18 protein-coding genes and 3 tRNA genes are annotated in these 23,818 nt (G+C 65.6%); 14 read left to right on the forward strand and 7 right to left on the reverse strand.

The window, feature by feature from the left end; genetic code table 11:
* Positions 1 to 543 precede the first annotated feature (543 nt).
* The gene (locus PSPA7_RS24680) at positions 544 to 2,178 is read left to right on the forward strand and encodes a ShlB/FhaC/HecB family hemolysin secretion/activation protein (protein WP_033998250.1); all 1,635 of its coding nucleotides are present in this window, start codon (positions 544 to 546) and stop codon (positions 2,176 to 2,178) included.
* Positions 2,179 to 2,236: 58 nt separating this feature from the next.
* Complete coding sequence (locus tag PSPA7_RS24685; RefSeq protein ID WP_012077302.1) at positions 2,237 to 5,683, forward strand: GLUG motif-containing protein; 3,447 nt, start codon at positions 2,237 to 2,239, stop codon at positions 5,681 to 5,683.
* A gap of 124 nt (positions 5,684 to 5,807) precedes the next feature.
* Here the strand turns inward: PSPA7_RS24685 and PSPA7_RS24690 are convergent.
* The 6 genes from PSPA7_RS24690 to rluD form a co-directional block, all read right to left on the reverse strand.
* Positions 5,808 to 5,883: transfer RNA gene (locus tag PSPA7_RS24690), tRNA-Lys, on the reverse strand.
* Positions 5,884 to 5,893: 10 nt separating this feature from the next.
* Positions 5,894 to 5,970: transfer RNA gene (locus tag PSPA7_RS24695), tRNA-Pro, on the reverse strand.
* Between the two features lie 9 nt (positions 5,971 to 5,979).
* Positions 5,980 to 6,055, reverse strand: a tRNA-Asn gene (locus PSPA7_RS24700).
* Positions 6,056 to 6,265: 210 nt separating this feature from the next.
* The gene (gene clpB / locus PSPA7_RS24705; RefSeq protein ID WP_012077303.1) at positions 6,266 to 8,830 is read right to left on the reverse strand and encodes an ATP-dependent chaperone ClpB; all 2,565 of its coding nucleotides are present in this window, start codon (positions 8,828 to 8,830) and stop codon (positions 6,266 to 6,268) included.
* Positions 8,831 to 8,985: 155 nt separating this feature from the next.
* Entirely contained in the window at positions 8,986 to 9,714 is a 729-nt protein-coding gene (gene pgeF, locus PSPA7_RS24710; protein ID WP_012077304.1) for a peptidoglycan editing factor PgeF, read from the reverse strand.
* Entirely contained in the window at positions 9,711 to 10,673 is a 963-nt protein-coding gene (gene rluD, locus PSPA7_RS24715) for a 23S rRNA pseudouridine(1911/1915/1917) synthase RluD (RefSeq protein ID WP_003150035.1), read from the reverse strand. Before rluD ends, pgeF begins: the two co-directional genes overlap by 4 nt.
* Before the next feature lie 145 nt (positions 10,674 to 10,818).
* Here rluD and PSPA7_RS24720 point away from each other — a divergent pair, with 145 nt between their 5' ends.
* The 4 genes from PSPA7_RS24720 (at position 10,819) to pilR (ending at position 15,178) form a co-directional block, all read left to right on the forward strand.
* On the forward strand, positions 10,819 to 11,844 hold the full coding sequence (locus PSPA7_RS24720; RefSeq protein ID WP_012077305.1) for an outer membrane protein assembly factor BamD: 1,026 nt from the start codon (positions 10,819 to 10,821) through the stop codon (positions 11,842 to 11,844).
* Positions 11,845 to 11,997: 153 nt separating this feature from the next.
* Positions 11,998 to 12,243: a PP0621 family protein gene (locus PSPA7_RS24725; protein ID WP_003150030.1), complete on the forward strand. Its 246-nt coding sequence runs from the start codon at positions 11,998 to 12,000 to the stop codon at positions 12,241 to 12,243.
* Entirely contained in the window at positions 12,233 to 13,825 is a 1,593-nt protein-coding gene (gene pilS / locus PSPA7_RS24730) for a two-component system sensor histidine kinase PilS (RefSeq protein WP_003150028.1), read from the forward strand. The genes PSPA7_RS24725 and pilS overlap by 11 nt, the downstream gene beginning before the upstream one ends.
* 15 nt (positions 13,826 to 13,840) lie before the next feature.
* Positions 13,841 to 15,178: a two-component system response regulator PilR gene (gene pilR, locus PSPA7_RS24735; protein WP_012077306.1), complete on the forward strand. Its 1,338-nt coding sequence runs from the start codon at positions 13,841 to 13,843 to the stop codon at positions 15,176 to 15,178.
* Positions 15,179 to 15,223: 45 nt separating this feature from the next.
* Here pilR and thiO read toward each other — a convergent pair whose 3' ends face one another.
* Complete coding sequence (gene thiO / locus PSPA7_RS24740; protein ID WP_041025522.1) at positions 15,224 to 16,318, reverse strand: glycine oxidase ThiO; 1,095 nt, start codon at positions 16,316 to 16,318, stop codon at positions 15,224 to 15,226.
* A gap of 134 nt (positions 16,319 to 16,452) precedes the next feature.
* Between thiO and PSPA7_RS24745 the strand changes: the two genes are divergently transcribed.
* The 8 genes from PSPA7_RS24745 (at position 16,453) to PSPA7_RS24780 (ending at position 23,777) form a co-directional block, all read left to right on the forward strand.
* Positions 16,453 to 16,962 carry a GspH/FimT family protein gene (locus tag PSPA7_RS24745; RefSeq protein ID WP_003150026.1) on the forward strand — a complete coding sequence of 170 codons (510 nt, stop codon included), beginning with the start codon at positions 16,453 to 16,455 and terminating at the stop codon, positions 16,960 to 16,962.
* A gap of 105 nt (positions 16,963 to 17,067) precedes the next feature.
* Entirely contained in the window at positions 17,068 to 17,574 is a 507-nt protein-coding gene (locus PSPA7_RS24750; RefSeq protein WP_012077308.1) for a GspH/FimT family pseudopilin, read from the forward strand.
* Positions 17,565 to 18,122, forward strand: coding sequence for a type IV pilus modification protein PilV (gene pilV / locus PSPA7_RS24755; RefSeq protein ID WP_012077309.1), 558 nt, complete (start codon positions 17,565 to 17,567; stop codon positions 18,120 to 18,122). Before PSPA7_RS24750 ends, pilV begins: the two co-directional genes overlap by 10 nt.
* Entirely contained in the window at positions 18,119 to 18,943 is an 825-nt protein-coding gene (gene pilW, locus PSPA7_RS24760) for a type 4a pilus minor pilin PilW (RefSeq protein WP_012077310.1), read from the forward strand. The genes pilV and pilW overlap by 4 nt, the downstream gene beginning before the upstream one ends.
* Positions 18,940 to 19,527: a type 4a pilus minor pilin PilX gene (gene pilX, locus PSPA7_RS24765; protein WP_003150019.1), complete on the forward strand. Its 588-nt coding sequence runs from the start codon at positions 18,940 to 18,942 to the stop codon at positions 19,525 to 19,527. The genes pilW and pilX overlap by 4 nt, the downstream gene beginning before the upstream one ends.
* Before the next feature lie 11 nt (positions 19,528 to 19,538).
* Positions 19,539 to 23,006: a type 4a pilus biogenesis protein PilY1 gene (gene pilY1 / locus PSPA7_RS24770; protein WP_012077311.1), complete on the forward strand. Its 3,468-nt coding sequence runs from the start codon at positions 19,539 to 19,541 to the stop codon at positions 23,004 to 23,006.
* A gap of 1 nt (position 23,007) precedes the next feature.
* Positions 23,008 to 23,355, forward strand: coding sequence for a type 4a fimbrial biogenesis protein PilY2 (gene pilY2 / locus PSPA7_RS24775; protein WP_012077312.1), 348 nt, complete (start codon positions 23,008 to 23,010; stop codon positions 23,353 to 23,355).
* Positions 23,352 to 23,777 (forward strand): type IV pilin protein, encoded by a 426-nt coding sequence (locus PSPA7_RS24780; protein ID WP_003150015.1) that lies wholly within the window; start codon positions 23,352 to 23,354, stop codon positions 23,775 to 23,777. The genes pilY2 and PSPA7_RS24780 overlap by 4 nt, the downstream gene beginning before the upstream one ends.
* Positions 23,778 to 23,818 lie beyond the last annotated feature (41 nt).

Here is a 23,818-nt window from a genome sequence, read left to right on the forward strand (position 1 = left end):
CTGCGCGGGGCCGGGCAGGCGAAACCCCGCGACAAGAGGACGATTCTAGCGCCGACAGATCGGAGCGCTCCAGCCATGCCCCGCCAACAGTGGGCGATTGCCGGACGGGCAGCGCAGACGCCGTGGTCGACAGCGATAGCAGCACGCGTCTGACAGACCGCTCCAACACCGGCAGGAAATCCGCGCAGGTCCGGGGAAGCCCTTCTCCGACATCCTCTTCCCACCCATCCGACAGCGCTCCCCCGCAGCCCCTACAAAAGCCGGAGAAAAGGGGCCATCCAGAATCAGAAAGCTACGATTGTTTCCGATTCCCCTCCTCTCCAGCCTATTGGCATCTCTTTCCAGTCCTGATCCCGCCCTGCATCGGTAACGGTCGATGCGGCTACAGGGCTTTCTTCCGCGCAACAAGCGAACCGAATGACGATGCCGCCTCGCCCCGATGATTTTCCGCTGAACCACGCTCCGCTACCGTCCGCCACCCACCGGCCACCCCGCAACCAGGCCCTGCCCGGCCACCGCGCCGGCCTTGCCGGCCTGGCGCTGCTGCTCTCCAGTTTCGGCGCCACGGCCGCGCCTCCCTCGGTACCGGATGCCGGCCAAGCCTTGCGCGATGCGCAAAGCAATCGCCTCAGCCTGCCCGACCCGGTGAAGCTGGATCCGGAAAAACCCAAGCCGCAAGACAAGGTCGCGGCCGACGCGGTGCCGGAGGGCCCACGCGTGCTGGTCAAGGAGTTCCGGGTGGGTGGCAATCGGGTATTCGACTCCACGCGACTGCTGGCCCTGCTCGCCGACCTCCAGGGAAGGGAGCTGAGCCTGGCGCAGTTGCATGCCGCCGCCGAGCGGATCGGCGAGTTCTATCAGCAGCAGGGCTATGTGCTGGCCCGTGCCTACCTGCCCGCCCAGGAGATCGACAACGGCGCGGTTCGCATCGAGGTCGTCGAGGGACGCTACGGCCAGGTCGACTTGCGGAATACCTCGCGCACCCTCGACCGGGTATTGCGACAACCCCTCTCCGCCCTGGAAAGCGGCAACGCGGTGAAGGGTGACGAACTCGAGCGCAGCCTGCTGCTGCTCAGCGACATTCCGGGCGTGGAGGCCAAGGGCACCCTGCTGCCGGGCCAGGCGCCCGGCACCACCGACCTGCGCATCGACGCCCAGCCGGCGCCACTGCTCAGCGGCCGCCTGGAGGCGGATAACTACGGCGACTTCTACATGGGCGAGTATCGCCTGGGCGGCGTCCTCGACATCAACAGTCCGCTGCGCCTGGGCGACCAGTTGAACCTGCGCCTGCTCGGCAGCGACCGCCACCAGCGCTACTACCGGGCCGCCTACCAGTTGCCGGTGGGGCCGTGGGGCTCGCGGGTCGGCCTGGCACGTTCGGAAACCTCCTATCGGCTGGCCCGCGACTTCACTGAGCTGGAGGCTCACGGGCGCGCCACCATCGACAGCCTGTTCCTCGCCCAGCCGCTGCTACGCGGCCGGGCCTTCAACCTCTCTACGCAGCTGCAATTCGAGAACAAGCGGCTGCGCGACGACATCGATCTCTTCGATTACAGCAAGCACAAGAAAATCCGCCTCTGGACGGCGGGCCTCAGCGGCAACAGCCAGGACCGGTTGCTCGGCGGCGGCCAGAACGGCTTCTCCGTGGCCTACGGCCATGGCCGGCTGGACATGAACAGCATGGAGCGCCGCGCCGACAGGCGAACAGCCGGTGCCGTGGGCCGTTTCGACAAGCTCAGCGTCAACGCCGTACGCCTGCAACGCGTGACCGACCGCCTGCAATTGTTCACCCAGCTCAACGCCCAGTGGGCCAGCGGCAACCTCGACAGCGCGGAGAAATTCGACATCGGCGGCCCCTACGGCGTACGCGCCTTCCCCGCGGGCACCGGCCGAGGCGTCGGCGACGAAGGCTGGCAGGCCAGCGCGGAGCTGCGCTACAGCCTGGCGCCCGGCTGGCAACTGAGCACCTTCGTCGACCAGGGCGCGGTGAAGTTCCAGAAGAGCCCCTGGACCCCGGAAAGCAACCACAACCGCATGGGTGGCGCCGGCACCGGCGCCACCTGGTACGGGGCGGACCACCAGGTCAGCCTGACCGCCGCCTGGCCGCTCGGCCAGGAGCGCGACACCGTCCCCAAACGCACCCCGCGCCTGTGGCTGCAGGCGACCCGCTATTTCTGAGCGTCACCCGTTCTGCTGGGGATCAGCAGAATTTTTCCCACCAAGAGAGGACCTACCCATGAACAAGACCTACGCCCTGGTCTGGAACCAGGCCACGGGATGCTGGAACGTCACCAGCGAAGGCACCCGCCGGCGCGGCAAGAGCGGTCGCGGCACCCTGCTGGCGGTCGCCGGCGCCTCGCTGCTGGGCCTGCTCGGCCTGCCCGAGGCCTTCGCCCTGCCCAGCGACGGCAAGATCATCAACGGCCAGGGAGGCATGCACACCTCCACCGATGGCAAGCACCTGACCATCGACCAGCAGAGCCAGAAACTGATCACCCAGTGGAACGGCTTCGATATCGCCGGCGATGAAAGCGTCCGCTTCAACCAGCCCAACAGCAACGCCGTCGCCCTCAACCGCGTGGTCGGCACCAACGGCAGCCAGATCCTCGGCAAGCTCGACGCCAACGGCAAGGTGTTCCTGGTCAACCCCAACGGGGTGGTGTTCGGCAAGACCGCCCAGGTCAACGTCGGCGGCCTGGTCGCCAGCACCCTGGACATCTCCGACAAGGACTTCCTCGACGGCAACTACCGCTTCAGCGGCAAGTCCACCGCCCAGGTGAGCAACGCCGGCCGCCTCAACGCCAGCGAAGGCGGCAGCGTCGCCCTGCTCGGCGCGCGGGTCGACAACAGCGGCGTGATCCAGGCCCGCCTGGGCAGCGTCGCCCTCGGCGCCGGCGAGGACGTCAGGCTCAACTTCGACGGCAACGGCCTGCTCAACCTGCAGGTGAACGCCGGCGCGGTCGACGCCCTGGCGCACAACGGCGGCCTGCTCAAGGCCGACGGCGGCCAGGTGCTGATGACCGCGCGCAGCGCCGACAGCCTGCTCAAGACCGTGGTCAGCAACCAGGGCGTGATCGAGGCGAAGACCCTGCAGAATCGAGACGGCCGCATCGTCCTCGACGCCGGCAAAGGCACTCTCCAGGTCGCCGGCCGCCAGGACGCCAGCGCCAGCGGCCAGGGCAATGGCGGAGTGGTAGAAAACCGCGGCGCCAAGGTCGAAGTGCACCAGTACGCCAAGGTCGATACCCGTTCCAAGCAAGGCCAGACCGGTACCTGGAAGATCGCCGCGAACAACCTGGAAGTCGCCAGCAGCGTGCTGCGCGACGCCGCAACGCTGAAGGCCAGCACCCTGGCGGACAACCTGGAAACCACCAGCATCGAACTGGCCAGCACCCAGGGCGACCTCAAGGTCGACGCACCGCTGTCCTGGAACAGCGGCAACAAGCTGGGCCTGAGCGCCGAGCGCGGCAACGTCGAGGTGAACGGCAACCTGCGCGCCAGCGGCGACAAGGCCGAACTGGCGCTGAACGCGCGCGACCAGGTACGCCTGAACGCCGACCTGTCCCTCACCGGGCGCAACGCCAGGCTGGAGCTGAACAGCGGCAAAGGCCACAAGCTCGCCGACGGCGTGCGCGTGACCCTTTCCGGCGCCGGCGCCGGCTACCGTGCCAACGGCGAGGATTACCGGGTGATCCAGAACCTCGCGCAGCTGCGCGAGATCGAAGCCGACATGGACGGTCGCTACGTGCTCGGCAACCCGATCAAGGGGGGCAACGCCAGCTTCCGCACCCTCGGCGACGGCGTGAACTTCAATGGAACCCTGGATGGCCTGGGGAATAGCATCAGCGACCTCTCCGTCTACGGCACCAGCGGCTATGTCGGCCTGTTCGGCGTCAACGACGGCATCCTGCGCAACCTGAATCTTGACCATGTCTGGGTCAGCGGCGCGCAATCCCTCTACTACAACACACAGGTCGGCACCCTGGCAGGCGTCAACCTCGGCACCATCTCCAACGTCAAGGCCAGCAATGTGCGAGTCACCGGCGCCTCGTACTTCAACAGCCTGGGCGGCCTGGTCGCCCTTAACCTGCAGAACGGCAGCATCGAAAACTCCTCCGCCAGCGGCATGGTCGTGGGCGACCAGTACACCTATGCCATGGGCGGCCTGGTTGGCGAGAACATCGCCAACGCCAAGGGGGTGGCCCGTATCGAAAACAGTCAGGCTGCTGTCGTCCTGAACGGGCAACTGTCGAGCGACTTGCGCCACTACGGTGCCGGTGGACTGGTCGGCTCGAACATCGGCGGCAGGATCGCCAACAGCAAGAGCGCGGGCGCCCTCCAGGTCAGCGGCGACAACCTCAACCTCGGCGGGCTGGTCGGTTACAACAACGGCGGCAACCTGAGCAATGTCGAGTCCTCCTCCAGCGTGACGGGACAGGGACTGAACGGTCTCTACGGCGGACTGGTCGGGCTGAACCGCTCCGGCGAGATCATCAACGCCAAGGCCAGTGGCAAGATCTCCGGCAGCGGTAGCGAGGCAATCGGCGGCCTGGTTGGCAAGAACCTGTACAGCGCCATCATCACCAGCAGCGCCACGGGCGACGTGAGCGACCTGCGTGGCCGCTACCTGGGCGGTCTGGTCGGTTACAACCAGGGCGGCGCCCTTACCAATGCCTTGGCTACCAGCAACGTCACCGCCGGTGCTGGCGCACACCTAGGTGGGTTGCTGGGCTACAACAGCGACGCTCCGCTGGTCAACGTCTCGGCCAGGGGCAAGGTCACCGCCGATGGCTCGCGGGCCATCGGTGGACTGGTCGGCTACAACCTGAACGGCCCGATCACCGGTGGCAGCGCCAGCGGCGCGGTAGCCGACAGCCGCGGGCTTTATGTAGGAGGACTGCTGGGCTACAACAAGGGCGGCAGCCACACCAACCTTTCCGCCACTGGGAATGTCACCGGCGGCCGGGAAAGCCGGGTCGGAGGGCTGATCGGTGCCAACCTGGACGCCTTACTGAACAATGCTTCGGCCAAAGGCAACGTCATCGCCGACAAGGCCTACGCCATTGGTGGACTCACTGGCTGGAACCAGGGCGGCAGGCTGGAGAACCTCGAGGCGAGCGGCAATGTCTCCGGCAAGGAGGCTCAGAACCTAGGAGGCCTGATCGGCATCAGCAGTGGTGCCACGATCATCAATGTCAAGGCCAGCGGACAGGTCGCTGGCGGCGACGCTGCCGTGGCCGGCGGTCTGATCGGCAACAGCGACGACGTTGCCATCAGCAACGCCAGGGCCTCCGGCAAGGTGAGCGGAGGCCGGAACAGCTATGTCGCCGGTCTGATCGGTGTTCTCGGCAGGAAGGCCACCGTGGAAAACAGCTCGGCCAGCGGCGACGTGCAAGGCAACCACGCTTATTACCTCGCCGGTCTGGTCGGCAGCAACTCGGGTACCCTGCGCAACACCTCGGCATCCGGCAAGATAAGCGGCATCGCCACCGGTATGGGCGGCCTGGTCGGCTTCAACCAGGGCGGAGTCTATACCTCTTCTGCCAGCGGCAGGCTCGAGCCGCAGCTCCAGGGACAGGCCTATGGCGGGCTCATCGGCAGGAACTTCGGCAAGCAGTCGCAAAACACGGTCTACGGAGACGCCACCAAGGCGCCGTTCATCGGCCGTGATTTCAGCTTCTGATCCGCCCCCTCCCGCGCCCTGCGCGGGAGGGCTCTTCCAGCCGGCATTGCAGAGCACGGACAACAAAAAAGCGGCAAGACTCGCGTCTTGCCGCTTCTTCGGACCTCCCGAGGAAGTCTGTATATGGTGGGTCGTGTAGGATTCGAACCTACGACCAATTGGTTAAAAGCCAACTGCTCTACCGACTGAGCTAACGACCCATGTATGAGGTGGTCGGGGTAGAGAGATTCGAACTCCCGACATCCTGCTCCCAAAGCAGGCGCGCTACCGGACTGCGCTATACCCCGATTGGAAGTTGGCTCCGCGACCTGGACTCGAACCAGGGACCCAATGATTAACAGTCATTTGCTCTACCGACTGAGCTATCGCGGAACGTCTTTCTTCCAACCCTGGACGCTTCCGGTGTTGCTGGATTCGCGTCTCAGAGGCGCGCCATTTTACGGATGCGCGACGACATGTCAACCCTCTGATCCAAAAAGTTTTTCTTCTTTTTCCCGACCAGGCCACACCACCTTGCCAGCCACCAGCCGTTCATGAAAAAGCCCCGCCGAAGCGGGGCTTTTTCATGCGCCTGCGAAGCGATCAGGCGAACACGATCTCGTCGCCGTCCACCTTCGCCGAGACCTTCGTCCCCGGCGCGAACTTGCCGGCCAAGATCAGTTGCGCCAGCGGGTTCTCGATCCAGCGCTGGATTGCCCGCTTCAGCGGACGCGCACCGTAGACCGGGTCGAAGCCGACGGCGATCAGCTTGTCCAGTGCCTCCTGACTCAAGTCCAGGCTCAGCTCGCGCTCGGCCAGCCGCTTGCGCAGGCGGCCAAGCTGGATCTCGGCGATGCCGGCGATCTGCTCACGTGCCAGCGGTTCGAACACCACCACTTCATCGATCCGGTTGATGAATTCCGGACGGAAATGCGCGTTGACCGCATCCATCACCGCGGCACGCTGCGCCTCGCGGTCACCGGCGAGTTCCTGGATCTGCGCCGAGCCGAGGTTGGAGGTCATCACCACCACGGTGTTGCGGAAATCCACGGTGCGCCCGTGGCTGTCGGTCAGGCGGCCATCCTCGAGTACCTGCAGGAGAATGTTGAAGACGTCCGGGTGGGCCTTCTCCACTTCGTCCAGCAGCACCACCGAATACGGCTTGCGGCGGATCGCCTCGGTCAGGTAGCCGCCCTCCTCGAAACCGACGTAGCCCGGAGGCGCGCCGATCAGGCGAGCCACGGAGTGTTTCTCCATGAACTCGGACATGTCGATCCGCACCAGCGCCTCCTCGGTATCGAAGAGGAACTCGGCCAGCGCCTTGCACAGCTCGGTCTTGCCCACCCCGGTCGGGCCGAGGAAGAGGAACGAGCCGCTGGGCCGGTTCGGATCGGCCAGGCCGGCGCGCGAACGGCGCACCGCATTGGACACGGCGACCACCGCCTCGTCCTGGCCGATGACCCGGCGATGCAGTTCCTGCTCCATGCGCAGCAGCTTCTCGCGCTCGCCCTCGAGCATCTTCGACACCGGGATACCGGTCCACTTGGAGACCACCTCGGCGATTTCCTCGTCGGTCACCTTGTTGCGCAGCAACTGGTTCTCGGTCTTGCCGTGCTGGTCGACCATCTGCAGGCTGCGTTCCAGGTCCGGGATGGTCTGGTACTGGATGCGCGCCATGCTTTCCAGGTCGCCCTTGCGCCGCGCCGCCTCCATTTCCTGCTTGGCCTGCTCGATCTTCTGCTGGATCTGCGCCGAACCCTGTACCTCGGCCTTCTCCGACTTCCAGATCTCTTCCAGGTCGGCGTACTCGCGTTCCAGCTTGACGATGTCCTCTTCCAGCTTGGCCAGGCGCTTCCTGGTGGCTTCGTCGTCTTCCTTCTTCAGCGCCTCGCGCTCGATCTTCAGCTGGATCAGGCGACGGTCGAGACGATCCAGTTCCTCCGGCTTGGAGTCGATCTCCATGCGGATGCGGCTGGCGGCCTCGTCGATCAGGTCGATGGCCTTGTCCGGCAACTGCCGGTCGGTGATGTAGCGGTGCGACAGCTTGGCGGCGGCGATGATCGCGCCGTCGGTGATGCTCACCCCGTGGTGCACCTCGTAGCGCTCCTTGAGGCCACGGAGGATGGCGATGGTGTCTTCCTCGCTCGGCTCGTCCACCAGCACCTTCTGGAAGCGGCGTTCCAGGGCGGCGTCCTTCTCGATGTACTGGCGATACTCGTCGAGGGTGGTGGCGCCGACGCAGTGCAGTTCGCCTCGCGCCAGAGCCGGCTTGAGCATGTTGCCGGCATCCATGGCGCCTTCCGCCTTGCCGGCGCCGACCATGGTGTGCAGTTCGTCGATGAACAGGATGACCCGCCCTTCCTGCTTGCCCAGTTCGTTGAGGACCGCCTTCAGTCGTTCCTCGAATTCGCCGCGGAATTTTGCGCCGGCGATCAGCGCGCCCATGTCCAGGGCCAGCAGGCGCTTGTCCTTGAGGCCATCCGGCACTTCGCCATTGATGATGCGCTGGGCCAGGCCTTCGACGATGGCGGTCTTGCCGACACCGGGTTCGCCGATCAGCACCGGGTTGTTCTTCGTCCGCCGCTGCAGGACCTGGATGGTCCGGCGGATCTCGTCGTCGCGACCGATCACCGGGTCGAGCTTGCCTTCCTCGGCGCGCCTGGTCATGTCGACGGTGTACTTGTCCAGCGCCTGGCGCGACTCCTCGACGTTCGGGTCGTTCACCGCTTCGCCGCCGCGCAGGTTGGCCACGGCATTCTCCAGCGCCTTGCGTGACACGCCCTGGCCGAGCAGCAGCTTGCCGAGCCTGGTGTTCTCGTCCATCGCGGCCAGCAATACCAGCTCGCTGGAGATGAACTGGTCGCCCTTCTGCTGGGCCAGGCGGTCAGCCTGATTGAGCAGGCGCGCGAGGTCCTGGGACAGGTTCACGTCGCCGGTCGGGCTCTGGATCTTCGGCAGCGCGTCGAGTTCCTTGTTGAGGCCGCTGCGCAGGGCGGCGATATCGAAGCCGACCTGCATCAGCAGGGGCTTGATCGAGCCGCCTTGCTGTTCGAGCAGGGCGGAAAGCAGATGCACCGGCTCGATGGCCGGGTGGTCGTGGCCGACGGCCAAGGACTGGGCGTCGGAGAGCGCGAGTTGCAGCTTGCTGGTCAAACGGTCTATTCGCATGGGTCGTCCTTCCTTCTATAGAGCGGGCCGGAACGATGGGTGTCCCTGATGAAGAAAAGCCCGCCGAGATGGCTCAATAGATAAGGGCGATTTTCCGCGGTTCAAGCGACCGGGCCGTGACATCGGTCAGTTCGCGTCGGATAACCTGCGCGGGCCTAGCCCTGGAGCCAGACCAGGCTGGCGAAACGGCCGGTGCGCGACGAGCGGCGATAGGAGTAGAAGCGCTCGCTGTCGCTGAAGGTGCAGAAACCGCCGCCATGCACGGCGGTGACGCCATGGACGGCCAGGCGGATGCGAGCCAGGTGGTAGATGTCGGCCATGAAGCGCCCGGGGTTGGCACTCGGCACGAATGCCGCCTGCGCCTCGGCATGCGCGCCGATGAAGGCGTCGCGCACCTCGCCGCCGACCTCGAAGGCCCGTGGGCCGATCGCCGGGCCGAGCCAGACCAGTAGCTCGTCGCCGGGCACGCCCAGGCTGTCCACCGTCGCCTCCAGCACGCCCGCCGCCAGCCCGCGCCAGCCGGCATGGGCGGCGGCCACGCGGGTGCCGGCGCGGTCGCAGAACAGCGCCGGCAGGCAATCGGCGGTCATGACCGTACAGGCGGTACCCGGCGTCGCGCTCCAGCTGGCATCCGCGATCGGCAGCCGGCCCGGGTCGGCCTCCACCACCGTGGTCCCGTGCACCTGCTCGAGCCAGCTCGGCCGGCAGGCCAGGCGTTCGCTGAGGCGCCGGCGATTCTCCGCCACGGCCCGAGGATCGTCGTCGACATGGGCACCCAGGTTCAGGCTGTCGAACGGGGCCTGGCTGATCCCGCCGCCGCGCGTGGTCACGCAGGCGCGGACATTGGCCGGCGCCGGCCAGTCGGGGCTCAGCCAGCCGCTCATCCGACGAACGCCTCGCGGTCCTGGCGCAGCAGGCTGAGCAACCAGAGGAAGTCTTCCGGCAGCGGCGACTCCCACTTCATGCGTACGCCCGTCGCCGGGTGGTCCAGTTCGAGGAAGCGCGCGTGCAGCGCCTGGCGCGGGAACTCGCGGAGGGTCTGGACCAGCGTCTGGCTGGCCACCGGCGGGATCTTGAAGCGGCCGCCATAGACCGGATCGCCGACCAGCGGATAGCCGATGTGGCTCATGTGCACGCGGATCTGGTGGGTGCGCCCGGTCTCCAGCTTGACCCGGGTGTGGGTGTGCGCGCGGAAGCGTTCCAGCACCCGGTAATGGCTCACAGCCACCTTGCCGGCATCGACCACCGCCATCTTCTGCCGCTGCACGCCGTGCCGGCCGATCGGCGCATCGATGGTGCCGCCGGAAGTGATCACGCCGATCACGATCGCCTCGTAGATGCGGCTGACCGAGCGCGCCTGCAACTGCGCGACCAGCTTGGTATGGGCCTCCAGGGTCTTGGCCACCACCATCAGGCCGGTGGTGTCCTTGTCCAGGCGGTGGACGATGCCCGCACGCGGCACGTTGGCGATGCCCGGCACGTGGTACAGCAAGGCGTTGAGCAGGGTGCCATCCTGGTGGCCGGCAGCCGGGTGGACCACCAGACCGGCAGGCTTGTCGATCACCAGGATATGCTCGTCTTCATGGACGATATCCAGCTCGATATCCTGTGCGACCCACTCGCCCTGGGCCTCCTGCTCGGCTTCCAGGACCAGCTGCGCCCCGCTGTGGACGATGTCGCGCGGGCGCGCCGCGGCGCCATCGACGGTCAGCCGACCGTCCTTGATCCAGCCGGCCAGGCGGGAGCGCGAGTGTTCGGGAAAAAGCTGGGCGGCGATCTGGTCGAGACGCTGGCCACCCAGCTCGAACGGCACCTCGGCCGCGCGTTGAATCATATCGGACATGAGTAGGGAACGGTGCTCAGCGCGGCTTTTGGAATCGGCTACGCGCTGTGGTTAAATACGGGGTCTTTGTCCCAGGGGGTGCCTGGGGCGCCAATCATAACAGACGGTTGAGGCCAAGCCGACCGTCCCAGGGACGCAAGCCGCCATGCAAGTGAAACACCTGCTGCTGATCGCCATCCTCGCCCTCACCGCAGCCTGCTCCTCGAACAAGGAGACTGTCGACGAGAACCTGAGCGAGAGCCAGCTGTACCAGCAGGCGCAGGACGACCTCAACAACAAGAGCTACAACAGCGCCGTCACCAAGCTGAAAGCCCTCGAGTCGCGCTATCCCTTCGGCCGCTACGCCGAGCAAGCCCAGCTCGAGCTGATCTACGCCAACTACAAGAACATGGAGCCCGAGGCCGCGCGCGCCGCCGCCGAGCGCTTCATCCGCCTGCATCCGCAGCATCCCAACGTCGACTACGCCTATTACCTCAAGGGCCTGTCCTCCTTCGACCAGGACCGCGGACTGGTCGCGCGCTTCCTGCCGCTGGACATGACCAAGCGCGACCCGGGCGCCGCCCGCGACTCCTTCAACGAGTTCGCCCAGCTCACCAGCCGCTTCCCCAACAGCCGCTACGCCCCTGACGCCAAGGCGCGCATGGTCTACCTGCGCAACCTGCTGGCGGCCTACGAGGTGCACGTCGGCCACTACTACCTCAAGCGCCAGGCCTACGTCGCCGCGGCCAACCGTGGTCGCTACGTGGTGGAGAACTTCCAGGAAACCCCGGCCGTCGGCGATGGCCTGGCGATCATGGTCGAGGCCTATCGCCGCCTGGGCCTGGACGACCTGGCCAGCACCAGCCTGGAAACCCTCAAGCTGAACTACCCGGACAACGCCAGCCTCAAGGACGGCGAGTTCGTCGCCCGCGAAAGCGAGGCCGATACCCGTTCCTGGCTGGCCAAGGCCACCCTGGGCCTGATCGAGGGCGGCGAGCCGCCGCCGCACATGGAGACCCAGGCCGCGAAGGACGTGATCAAGCAGTACGAAGACGCCGAGCGCGAGATTCCCGCCGAACTGAAGCCGGAGAACCAGGACCACGGCGCCGACGAAGAGAAACCGGAAAGCGACGACGACGAAGACTCCGGTCGCTCCTGGTGGAGCTACATGACCTTCGGTCTCTTCGACTGATCGCAGGAAACACCGGAGGGAGGCGCAAGCCTCCCTTCTTTTTTCCCCGGCCGGCCCCGTCAGCGCCAAGCGCCGCACAGCCTGGGCCTTCCCGACTGTGATCGGGCCGGCGGCTTGGCTAAACTGCAGCTTTCCCCAGCCTACGAGACCACCATGGGCCTTTTCCGCCTCCTTTTCTGGATCGCCCTGATCGCCATCGCGTTCTGGCTCTGGCGCCGCTTCACCCGTCCCGTTCCGCGCCGGCAGCAGCGTCCGCGGGAGGAGCCGAACGCCTCGCCGATGGTCCGCTGCGCGCATTGCGGCGTGCATGTACCGCAAGCCAACGCGCTGGCCCACGAACGTCGCTGGTATTGCAGCCAGGCGCATCTGCAGCAGGACCAGGGCGACCGTGCGCGCTGAGCGGCTGCGGCTGAGCGAGGAGCAAGGGCAGCGCATCCTCCGCCTGTATCACCTGTATCGCCTGACCATCGGCCTGGTACTGGTCCTGCTGATCTCCAGCGAGCTGGAAGAACAGGTCCTGAAACTGGTCCATCCCGAATTGTTCCATGTCGGCAGCTGGTGCTACCTGGTCTTCAACATCCTGGTCGCGCTGTTCCTGCCGCCGTCACGGCAGTTGCTGCCGATCTTCATCCTCGCCCTCACCGACGTGCTGATGCTCTGCGGCCTGTTCTACGCGGGCGGCGGCATGCCCAGCGGCATCGGCAGCCTGCTGGTGGTGGCGGTGGCGATCGCCAACATCCTCCTGCGCGGGCGCATCGGCCTGGTAATCGCCGCGGTGGCCAGCCTGGGCCTGCTGTACCTGACCTTCTTCCTCAGCCTGAGCAGCCCGGACTCCGCCAACCACTACGTCCAGGCCGGCGGCCTAGGCACCCTGTGCTTCGCCGCCGCGCTGGTGATCCAGGCCCTGGTGCGGCGCCAGGAACAGACGGAAACGCTGGCCGAGGAACGCGCCGAGACGGTCGCCAACCTCGAAGAACTCAACGCACTGATCCTGCAACGCATGCGCACCGGCATCCTGGTGGTCGATAGCCGCCTGAGCATCCTCCTCGCCAACCAGGCCGCCCTCGGCCTGCTCAGGCAGGACCAGGTGCGGGGCGTCGGCCTGGACCGTTGCAGCCCGATGCTGGTGCACTGCATGAAGCAGTGGCGCCTCAACCCCAGCCTCCGCCCGCCGACCCTCAAGGTGATTCCGGAGGGCCCCGCCGTGCAACCCAGCTTCATCAGCCTCAACCGTGAACACGACCGGCATGTGCTGATCTTCCTCGAAGACATCTCGCAGATCGCCCAGCAGGCGCAGCAGATGAAGCTTGCCGGCCTCGGCCGGCTGACCGCCGGCATCGCCCACGAGATCCGCAACCCGCTGGGCGCCATCAGCCATGCCGCGCAACTGCTGCAGGAATCCGAGGAGCTCGACGGCGCCGACCGCCGCCTGACACAGATCATCCAGGACCAGTCGCGACGGATGAACCTGGTCATCGAGAACGTCCTGCAGCTCTCCCGCCGCCGCCAGGCCGAACCACAGCAACTCGACCTGAAGGACTGGCTGCAACGCTTCGTCGACGAATATCCCGGCAAGCTGCGCAACGACAGCGAACTGCACCTGCAGCTCGGCGCCGGCGACATCCACACGCGCATGGACCCGCACCAGTTGAATCAGGTACTGAGCAACCTGGTGCAGAACGGCCTGCGCTACAGCGCCCAGGCGCACGGGCGCGGCCAGGTCTGGCTGAGTCTCGCGCGCGATGCGGACAGCGACCTGCCGGTGCTGGAAATCGCCGACGACGGCCCCGGCGTGCCGACGGACAAGCTGAACAACCTGTTCGAACCCTTCTTTACTACAGAAAGCAAAGGTACCGGCCTGGGCCTCTATCTCTCCCGCGAATTGTGCGAGAGCAACCAGGCGCGCATCGACTACCGCAATCGCGAGGAGGGTGGAGGCTGCTTCCGCATCACCTTCGCCCACCCGCGCAAACTCAGCTGACAGAAGCCGCAACGCATGAGCCGACAAAAAGCCCTGATCGTCGACGATGAACCGGATATCCGCGAGCTGCTGGAAATCACCCTCGGCCGCATGAAGCTGGATACCCGCAGCGCCCGCAACGTCAAGGAAGCCCGCGAGTTGCTGGCCCGCGAACCGTTCGACCTGTGCCTGACCGACATGCGCCTGCCGGACGGTAGCGGCCTCGACCTGGTGCAGTACATCCAGCAGCGTCACCCGCAAACTCCGGTCGCCATGATCACCGCCTACGGCAGCCTGGACACCGCGATCCAGGCGCTCAAGGCCGGCGCCTTCGACTTCCTCACCAAGCCGGTCGACCTCGGCCGCCTGCGCGAACTGGTGGCGACCGCCCTGCGCCTGCGCCATCCGGAAACCGAGGAAGCGCCGGTGGACAACCGCCTGCTCGGCGAGTCTCCGCCGATGCGCGCGCTGCGCAACCAGATCGGCAAGCTGGCGCGCAGCCAGGCGCCGGTCTACATCAGCGGCGAGTCCGGCAGCGGCAAGGAACTGGTGGCCCGCCTGATCCACGAGCAGGGGCCGCGCATCGAGCGACCGTTCGTGCCGGTCAACTGCGGCGCGATCCCTACCGAGCTGATGGAAAGCGAGTTCTTCGGCCACAAGAAAGGCAGCTTCACCGGCGCCATCGAGGACAAGCAGGGCCTGTTCCAGGCCGCCAGCGGCGGTACCCTGTTCCTCGACGAAGTCGCCGACCTGCCGATGCCGATGCAGGTCAAGCTGCTCCGCGCAATCCAGGAAAAGGCCGTGCGCGCGGTCGGCGGCCAGCAGGAGATCGGCGTCGACGTCCGCATCCTCTGCGCCACCCACAAGGACCTCGCCGCCGAGGTCGGCGCCGGGCGCTTCCGCCAGGATCTCTACTACCGCCTCAACGTCATCGAATTGCGCGTTCCGCCCCTGCGCGAACGCCGCGAGGACATCCCGCTGCTGGCCGAGCGCATCCTCAAGCGCCTGGCCGGCGATACCGGCTTGCCAGCCGCCCGCCTGACCGGCGATGCCCAGGAAAAGCTGAAGAACTATCGCTTCCCCGGCAACGTGCGTGAACTGGAGAACATGCTGGAGCGCGCCTACACGCTGTGCGAGAACGACCAGATCCAGCCCCACGACCTGCGCGTGGCCGACGCGCCGGGCGCCAGCCAGGACGGCGCGGCGAGCCTGAGCGAGATAGACAATCTCGAGGACTACCTGGAAGACATCGAGCGCAAGCTGATCATGCAGGCTCTCGAGGAGACCCGCTGGAACCGCACTGCCGCGGCCCAGCGCCTGGGCCTGACGTTCCGTTCGATGCGTTATCGCCTGAAGAAACTCGGCATAGATTGATGATGAAAAAAGGCCTGTCGACGACAGGCCTTTGCCTTTCCCGCCTCAGAGCCTGCCCACCGGGGCATAGGGCGCCGGATCGATGATCGGCTCGCGGCCGCTCATCAGGTCCGCCAGCAGGCGGCAGGAAGCCGGCGCCAGGACCAGGCCGTTGCGGTAATGCCCGGTATTCAGCCAGAGCCCGTCGAAGCCCGGCACCGGGCCGATATAAGGAATGCCTTCCGGAGATCCCGGCCGCAAGCCCGCCCAGTGCGCCACCGGCCGCTGCTCCGCCAGCGCCGGTAGCAGTTCGGCCGCCGAGGCCCTGAGACTGTCCAGCGCGTCCCCGGTCGGCGTCTTGTCGAAGCCCGCATGCTCCAGGGTGCTGCCGATCAGGATATGCCCGTCGCGCCGAGGGATCGCATAGCGCCCCTTGGCCAGTACCATGCGCGGCAGGAAGTCCGCCGCGCACTTGTAGAGAATCATCTGCCCTTTCACCGGCTCGACGGGCAACTCCAGCCCCAGCGGCTTCAGCAGCTCGCCGCTCCAGGCTCCCGCCGCCAGCAGCAGCCTGTCGCCACGGATCTCGCCTCGCGAGGTGGCCACGCCGACCACTCGATCACCGTCACGCAACCAGCCGCGCACCTCCGTCTGTTCATGCAGTTCGAGGTTGGCGAATTGTTGCAGGGATGCCCGCAATGAACGCGCCAGGCGAGGATTGCGCACATTGGCCACGCCCGACATGTAGACGGCCCGCTGGAAGCCTGCGCCCAACCCGGGCACCGCCGCATAGGCGTCCTCGATCGGCACCTCCTGCAACGGCCGTGTGTGATTGCGCGCCCAATGCAATGCCTCGGCCTGATCCTCCAGGTCCAGCCAGTACAGGCCCACGGTGTGGACCTCGGGGTCCAGCCCGGTCTCGTCGAGCAGGCGCTGCCCCAGCGCCGGGTAGAAGTCCTGCGACCAATGCGCCAGGGCGGTCACCGCCGGACTGTAGCGCCACGGATAGAGCGGCGAGACGATCCCGCCGCCCGCCCACGAAGCCTCCCGGCCACTCTCGCCGCGTTCCACCAGGGTCACCCGCAGGCCGGCGAGCGCCAGCTCCCGGGCGGTCAACAGGCCGATGACGCCAGCGCCCACCACTACTACTCGTTCCGACACCAGGGCCTCCACGATCACACAGGGGTTGCAGAAAAGTCGCTCATGCGCCTCTACCAGCCGCTGATTGAGGCAACCCGGCAAATCCGGCGAGATACGACCAACGCGGAATGATACGAGCAAAAGGATCGCCTGCCATGGTCGAAAGGTCGCAGAGTGCGTTCACCCTCCCCGAGCTGCTGCTCACGCTGACGCTACTGGGAATCTTGGCAAGCCTTGCGCTGCCCGGGTTGGAGGGCTGGCTGGCTGGAAACCGCCAGCAGGCCCTGCTGCACGAACTGAGCGCGAGCATTCAGCTGGGCCGCGCGCATGCCGTCACCCATCGACGCCCGGTGGCGCTCTGTCCTTCGAGCGATGGCCGGGGTTGCGGCGGCGACTGGGGACAAGGCTGGCTGCTCGCCGAAGAGGACGCTGGCCTGGTGCTCGCCCGGCGCCAGTTGCCGACGCCGGAAGCGATCCGCTGGAACCGTTCGAATACCCTGCGCTTCCTCCCCAGCGGCCAGCTCAACGTACACAACGGCCGGTTTCTGCTCTGCGGGAGAAACGGCGTCGCCTGGCAACTGGTCCTCAATCGCCAGGGTCGCCTCCGCGCCGCGACCGCGCAGGAGAACCGGGAGAAACGTGAGCTATGCGGCACTTCGGAATGATCATCAACCAGTTGTCCTGCCCCATGGCCCGACCGTCAACCACCGCAAGACGCTCCATGACCCGTTTGGCATGCTTTCCAGGCGTAGAAACCCTGGAGCAACCGCATGTCATACCGTTCCAGCTCGGCCGGCTTCACCCTGATCGAGCTGCTGATCATCGTCGTCCTGCTGGCCATCATGGCGAGCTTCGCCATCCCCAACTTCAAGCAGTTGACCGAGCGCAACGAACTGCAGAGTGCCAGCGAGGAACTCAACGCGATGTTGCAGTACGCCCGCAGCGAAGCCGTCTCCCAGCGCCGCGCGATCAGCATCCAGGCGCTGAAGGACCACGACTGGGGCAAGGGCCTGAGCATCGGCGTCCTCGACTCCGGCACGATCGCCGCACCGCTGCGCAAGCACGACGGCTTTCGCGGCGCCACGCTGACAGCCAGGGAAGAGAGCGCCATAGCCGAACTGACCTTCACGCCCAACGGGACCCTGCTGCCGCCCACGGAGCGGACCTTCGCCATCTGCCAGAACGGCAAGGCCGAGGGCGGCCGCCTGCTGCGCATCAGCCAGGCCGGACGGATCCAACTCGAACCTTCCTCCAAGGCACCGCCGTCATGCTATTGAAACTCCCGCGCAAACCGCTGCGCGAATCCGGCTTCAGCCTGATCGAAGTGCTGGTCGCCCTGCTGCTGGTCAGCATCGGCGTGCTGGGCATGATCGCCATGCAGGGCAAGACCATCCAGTACACCGCCGACTCGGTGGAGCGCAACAAGGCCGCGATGCTCGGCAGCAACCTGCTGGAAAGCATGCGGGCGAGCCCCAAGGCCCTGTACGACGTCAAGGACCAGATGGCCACGCAATCCGATTTCTTCAAGGCCAAGGGGTCGGCGTTCCCCACCGCGCCCTCCTCCTGCACGCCATTGCCCGACACGGTGAAGGACCGCCTGGGCTGCTGGGCGGAACAGGTAAAGAAGGAATTGCCGGGAGCCGCGGACCTGCTGAACAGCGAGTTCTACATCTGCCGCAGTTCGAAGCCGGGCGATTGCGACGGCAAGGGCTCGATGCTGGAGATCCGCCTCGCCTGGCGCGGCAAGCAGGGCGCCTGCGTCAACCCCGCCGACAGCGGCGCCGACAACTCCCTCTGCCATTACACCCTCAGGGTCGAGCCATGAGCATGATCAACCGCTCCCGACGGCAATCGGGCCTGTCCATGATCGAATTGCTGGTGGCCCTGGCCATCAGCAGCTTCCTGATCCTCGGGATCACCCAGATCTACCTGGACAACAAGCGCAACTACCTGTTCCAGCAAGGCCAGGCCGGCAACCAGGAGAACGGCCGCTTCGCCATGATGTTCCTCGACCAGCAACTGGCCAAGGTCGGCTTCCGCCGGCGCGCGGACGACCCCAACGAGTTCGCCTTCAAAGCGCTGGCCAAGTCCGCGTTTTGCGAGGAGTTCAAGGCCGGCGCCACCCTGGTGCCCGCGGTGACCAAGAGCGGCCAGAGCGGGTTCTGCTACCGCTACCAGCCGGCCCCCGGCGAGGCGTACGACTGCGAAGGCAATTCGATCAGCACGCCCAGCGATCCATTCGGGACTGCCGATGCCATCACCGCCCGCATTCTCTTCATTCCCCCCACCGCCGATGCTCCCGGGACGCTCACCTGCTCCGCGCAGACAATCAAGTTAAACGGCCAGGAGATCGTCAGCGGCCTGGTCGATTTCAAGCTGGAATATGGCGTCGGCCCGACCATGGTCGGCAAGCGCGAGGTGGAGGGTTTCGTCGAACAGGCCAATATCGCCGGCCGGCCGGTCCGGGCGCTGCGCTACTCCGCCCTGATGGCCAGCGACAAGAACCTGCGCCAGGGCGACAGCAAGACGCTGGACGACTGGATCGCCCTCTATCCCGCCTCCAGGACCAGCCTGCAGGACAACGACAAGGACCGCCTCTACCAGATCGCCCAGGGCAGCCAGACACTCAGGAACCTCGTGCCATGAACCATCCCCTTTCGAAGCAGCGCGGCGCCACCCTGGTCATCGCTTTGGCGATCCTGGTGATCGTCACCCTGCTGGCCGTCTCGAGCATGCGCGAAGTGGTGCTGGAAAGTCGCATCACCGGCAACGTGATCGAGCAGACCCGCTTGCAGAACGCCGCCGAATCCGGCCTGCGCGAAGGCGAACGGCGCTTCGTCAACACCCTGCGCCCGCCGGAGCCCGGCACCGGCTGCACGGTCGACAACATCGCCCGCCCCTGCCTGCTGAACCTCGCGGCACTCAACGTGAAGCTGGAGGACGCGCACCAGGACCCGGTCGGCGTGCTGAAGAACACCGCCAACGCCTGGATGGACTACCGCGGCAGCGACGTCGCCAACGCGACCACCGCCGGAACGCTCTACAAGGTCCAGTGGAACAACCTGCCGATCCCCTCGGGCGGCCAGGTCAACGAAGCGGAAAGCCCGGAATACGGCAACCTGATGCGCGGTATCGGCACCTTCTACTACGAGACCAACAGCGTCGCGCGCAACCAGACCAACAGCGAGACCGTCCTGCAGACCGTTCTCGCTCGTCTCTATACCAACTGATCGAGCCTCGCATGAAATCGGCACTCCACCAGATCGGCAAGACCTCGCTGGCCGCCGCGCTCAGCGGCGCCATCCTGCTTTCCGCCCAGACCACCCAGGCCGCCGCGCTGTCGGTCAGCCAACAGCCGCTGATGTTGGTCCAGGGTGTCGCTCCCAACCTGCTGGTCACACTGGACGACTCCGGCAGCATGGCATTCGCCTACGCCCCGGACAGTATCTCCAGCTACAGGGACTCCACGTTCTTCGCTTCGAACAGCTTCAACCCGATGTACTTCGATCCAAACACCGAATACAAGCTGCCGAAGAAGCTCACGCTGGTTAACGGCCAGGTACAGATACAGGACTATCCCGCCCCCAGCTTCACCTACGCCTGGCGCAACGGTTTCACGCGCGCGGGAGGTATCGATCTATCGCGCAACTACAAGGTCACCGTAGAGTACGGCCGAGGTTATGACCGGGAATCGACTATCAGGCCCGCCGCAGCCTTCTATTACGAGTTCACCGGCTCGTCCAACTGCAGCCGCACCAACCAGAACTGCTATACCCGTCGCTCCGTGAGCACAGAACAGCGACAGAACTTCGCCAACTGGTACTCCTTCTACCGCACCCGCGCCCTGGCCACCCAGACCGCAGCCAACCTGGCGTTCTACAGTCTGCCGGAGAACATCCGGGTAAGCTGGCAGATGCTGAACAACTCCTCCTGCAACCAGATGGGTAGCGGTTCCAGCAATGGCAATTGCTTCAACAACTATCTGAGGGACTTCAACGGTCAGCACCGAGTGAATTTCTTCAACTGGCTGGAAAACCTCTCAGTAGAGGGAGGCACGCCATTACGGCGTGCGATGACTCGTGCTGGCGACTTCCTGCGCAGAACCGGCGTGAACGGCCCCTACGCTTACCGCCCCGGCGAACAGACCGCACCAGAATATAGCTGCCGCGGTTCCTACCATATCCTGATGACCGACGGTCTCTGGAACAGCGATTCCGCTAACGTGGGCAATGCAGACAGCAACAGCAGGACCCTTCCCGACGGGCAACATTACAGCAGCCAGGCGCCGTACAAGGACAATGCCTCCAATACCCTCGCCGATCTGGCATTTCACTATTGGGCCAATGACGCCAGGCCCGATATCGAAGACAATCTGAACCCTTTCATTACCTACCCCGACAAGGCCAACCCCTCGGCAGAATATTGGAACCCGCGTAACGACCCTGCTACGTGGCAGCACATGGTCACCTACACCCTTGGCCTGGGATTGACCACGACCCTCATTAGCCCGAAATGGGAAGGCTCTACCTATGCCGGCGGCTACCAGGATATCCAGGCGGGCCGCCTGAACTGGCCCAGCGCCGCTGTAGACAGTGCCAATAATGTCTATGATCTATGGCACGCAGCGGTCAACTCGCGGGGAGAATTCTTCAGCGCCGACTCTCCGGATCAATTGGTTGCAGCCTTCCAGGCTATCGTGAACCGAATCTCCGGCGGCCCCTTGCCAGCCTCACGTCCGGCCATTAGCTCGTCACTGCAGGAAGATGCAACCGGCGACAAGCAGATCCGCCACGCCTACCAGACCAGCTTCGCCAGTGACCAGAACTGGGCAGGGGACCTGACTCGCTACAGCCTGACCAGTCAGGACAAGGTTACCGTGCAGACCAAGCTGTGGAGCGCGCAGGCCATCCTCGACGCGATGCCCAACGGCGGCGCGGGACGCAAGATCATGATGGCCGGCTCCGGCAGCAACGGACTCAAGGAGTTCTCCTGGACCAGCCTCAGCGCCGACCAGCAGCGACAACTGAACCGCGATCCGGACCGCAACGACGTCGCCGACAGCAAGGGCCAGGACCGCGTGGCCTTCCTGCGTGGCGACCGCAGCAAGGAAAACAGCGACAACTTCCGCACCCGCAACTCGATCCTCGGCGACATCATCAACTCCTCGCCGGCGACCGTGGCCAAGGCCCAGTACCTCACCTACCTGGCCCAGCCGATCGAGCCCAGCGGCAACTACGCGCAGTTCGCCGAAGCGCAGAAGACCCGCGCACCGCGGGTCTATGTCGGCGCCAACGATGGCATGCTGCACGGCTTCGATACCGACGGCAACGAAACCTTCGCCTTCATCCCCTCCGCGGTCTTCGAGAAGCTTCATAAGCTGACCGCCCGCGGCTACCAGGGTGGCGCGCACCAGTTCTACGTGGACGGCTCGCCGGTGGTCGCCGACGCCTTCTTCGGCGGCGCCTGGCATACCGTGCTGATCGGCAGCCTGCGCGCCGGCGGCAAGGGCCTGTTCGCCCTCGACGTGACCGACCCCGGCAACATCAAGCTGCTCTGGGAGCTAGGCGTCGACGAGGAGCCCGACCTCGGCTACAGCTTCCCCAAACCGACGGTGGCCCGCCTGCACAACGGCAAGTGGGCGGTGGTCACCGGCAACGGCTATTCCAGCCTGAACGACAAGGCCGCGCTGCTCATCATCGACCTGGAGACCGGGGCCGTTACCCGCAAGCTGGAAGTCACCGGCAAGGCCGGCGTGCCCAACGGCCTGTCCACTCCCCGGCTGGCCGACAACAACAGCGACGGCGTTGCCGACTACGCCTACGCCGGAGACCTGCAGGGCAACCTCTGGCGCTTCGACCTGATCGCCGGCAAGGTCGACCAGAACGATCCGTTCAGCCGCGCCAACGACGGCCCGGCGGTGGCCTCCAGCTTCAAGGTTTCCTTCGGCGGCCAACCACTTTACTCGGCGGTCGACTCGAACGGCGCGGCGCAGGCGATCACCGCCGCCCCCTCGCTGGTGCGCCATCCGACGCGCAAGGGCTATATCGTGATCTTCGGCACCGGCAAGTACTTCGAGAACAGCGACGCCCGCGCCGATACCAGCCGCGCCCAGACGCTCTACGGCATCTGGGACCAGCAGACCAAGGGCGAGGCGGCAGGCAGTACGCCGCGCCTGAGCCGCGGCAACCTGCGGCAGCAGACCCTGGACCTGCAGGCGGACTCGACCTTCGTCTCGACAGCCCGTACCATCCGCCTCGCCAGCCAGCATCCGGTCGATTGGCAAAGCCAGTCCGGCTGGTACCTCGACTTCATGGTCAACGGCACCCTCAAGGGCGAGATGCTGATCGAGGACATGATCGCCATCGGCCAGGTGGTGCTGCTGCAGACCATCACCCCGAACGACGATCCCTGTAACGATGGGGCCAGCAACTGGACCTACGGCCTCGACCCGTATACCGGCGGCCGCACCAATTTCACGGTGTTCGACCTGGCCCGCCAGGGCGTCGTGGACTCGAAGTCCGACTACAGCTACAACAAGCAGAACGTGGTGGTCTCCGGCACCGAGCAGAAAGGCCTCGGCGGCCTGACCCTGAGCACCAACGAACAGGGCAACCCGGAAGTCTGCTCCTCGGGCGAATGCCTGACCGTGAACCCCGGACCGAACACCCGTGGCCGCCAGAACTGGCGTCCCATCGAAGGAAAGAACTGATATGAAAACGCTGTCTCTGCTGCTGGCCCTGGCGCTGCCCGGCCTGAGTTGGGCCGAAGAGCCCAGGACCTTCGAAGGCGCCGGCGTGGTCCTCGAGGTACAGGTCGAGAAGAACCTGGTGGACATCGATCACAGTTTCTACCGCCTGCCCAACAGCACCGCTCAGAACGGCATGCCCAGCCTGTTCCAGGTCAAGCCGGGCTCGGTGGTGTCCTACTCGGGCGTCGTCAGCCAGCCGTTGTCCACCATCACCAGTATCTACATCCACAGACAGATGAGCGAACAGGAGCTGGCCGAGATGATTCAGAAGGAAAAGCCCCTCCAGGCCGGCGAGGAGCAATCCCGATGACGAAAAAAGAGAAAGGCTTCACCTTGCTGGAGATGATGATCGTCGTGGTGCTGATCGGCATCCTCCTCGGCATCGCCATTCCCAGCTACCAGAACTACGTGATCCGCGCCAACCGCACCGAAGGCCAGGCGCTGCTCTCGGACGCGGCAGCACGCCAGGAGCGCTACTATTCGCAGAACCCCGGGGTCGGTTACACCAACGACGTGGCCAAGCTGGGCATGAGCTCGGCCAACTCGCCGAACAATCTGTACAGCCTCACCATAGCGACGCCCACCAGTACCACCTATACCCTGACCGCCACGCCGATCAACTCGCAGACCCGCGACAAGACCTGCGGCAAGCTGACCCTCAATCAGCTCGGCGAACGCGGCGCAGCCGGCAAGACCGGCAACAACAGCACCGTCAATGACTGCTGGCGCTGAAACGAAAGAGCCCCTCTACGAGGAGAGGGGCTCTTTCATTG

This window comes from Pseudomonas paraeruginosa PA7 (genome assembly GCF_000017205.1).
Classification (GTDB): domain Bacteria; phylum Pseudomonadota; class Gammaproteobacteria; order Pseudomonadales; family Pseudomonadaceae; genus Pseudomonas; species Pseudomonas paraeruginosa.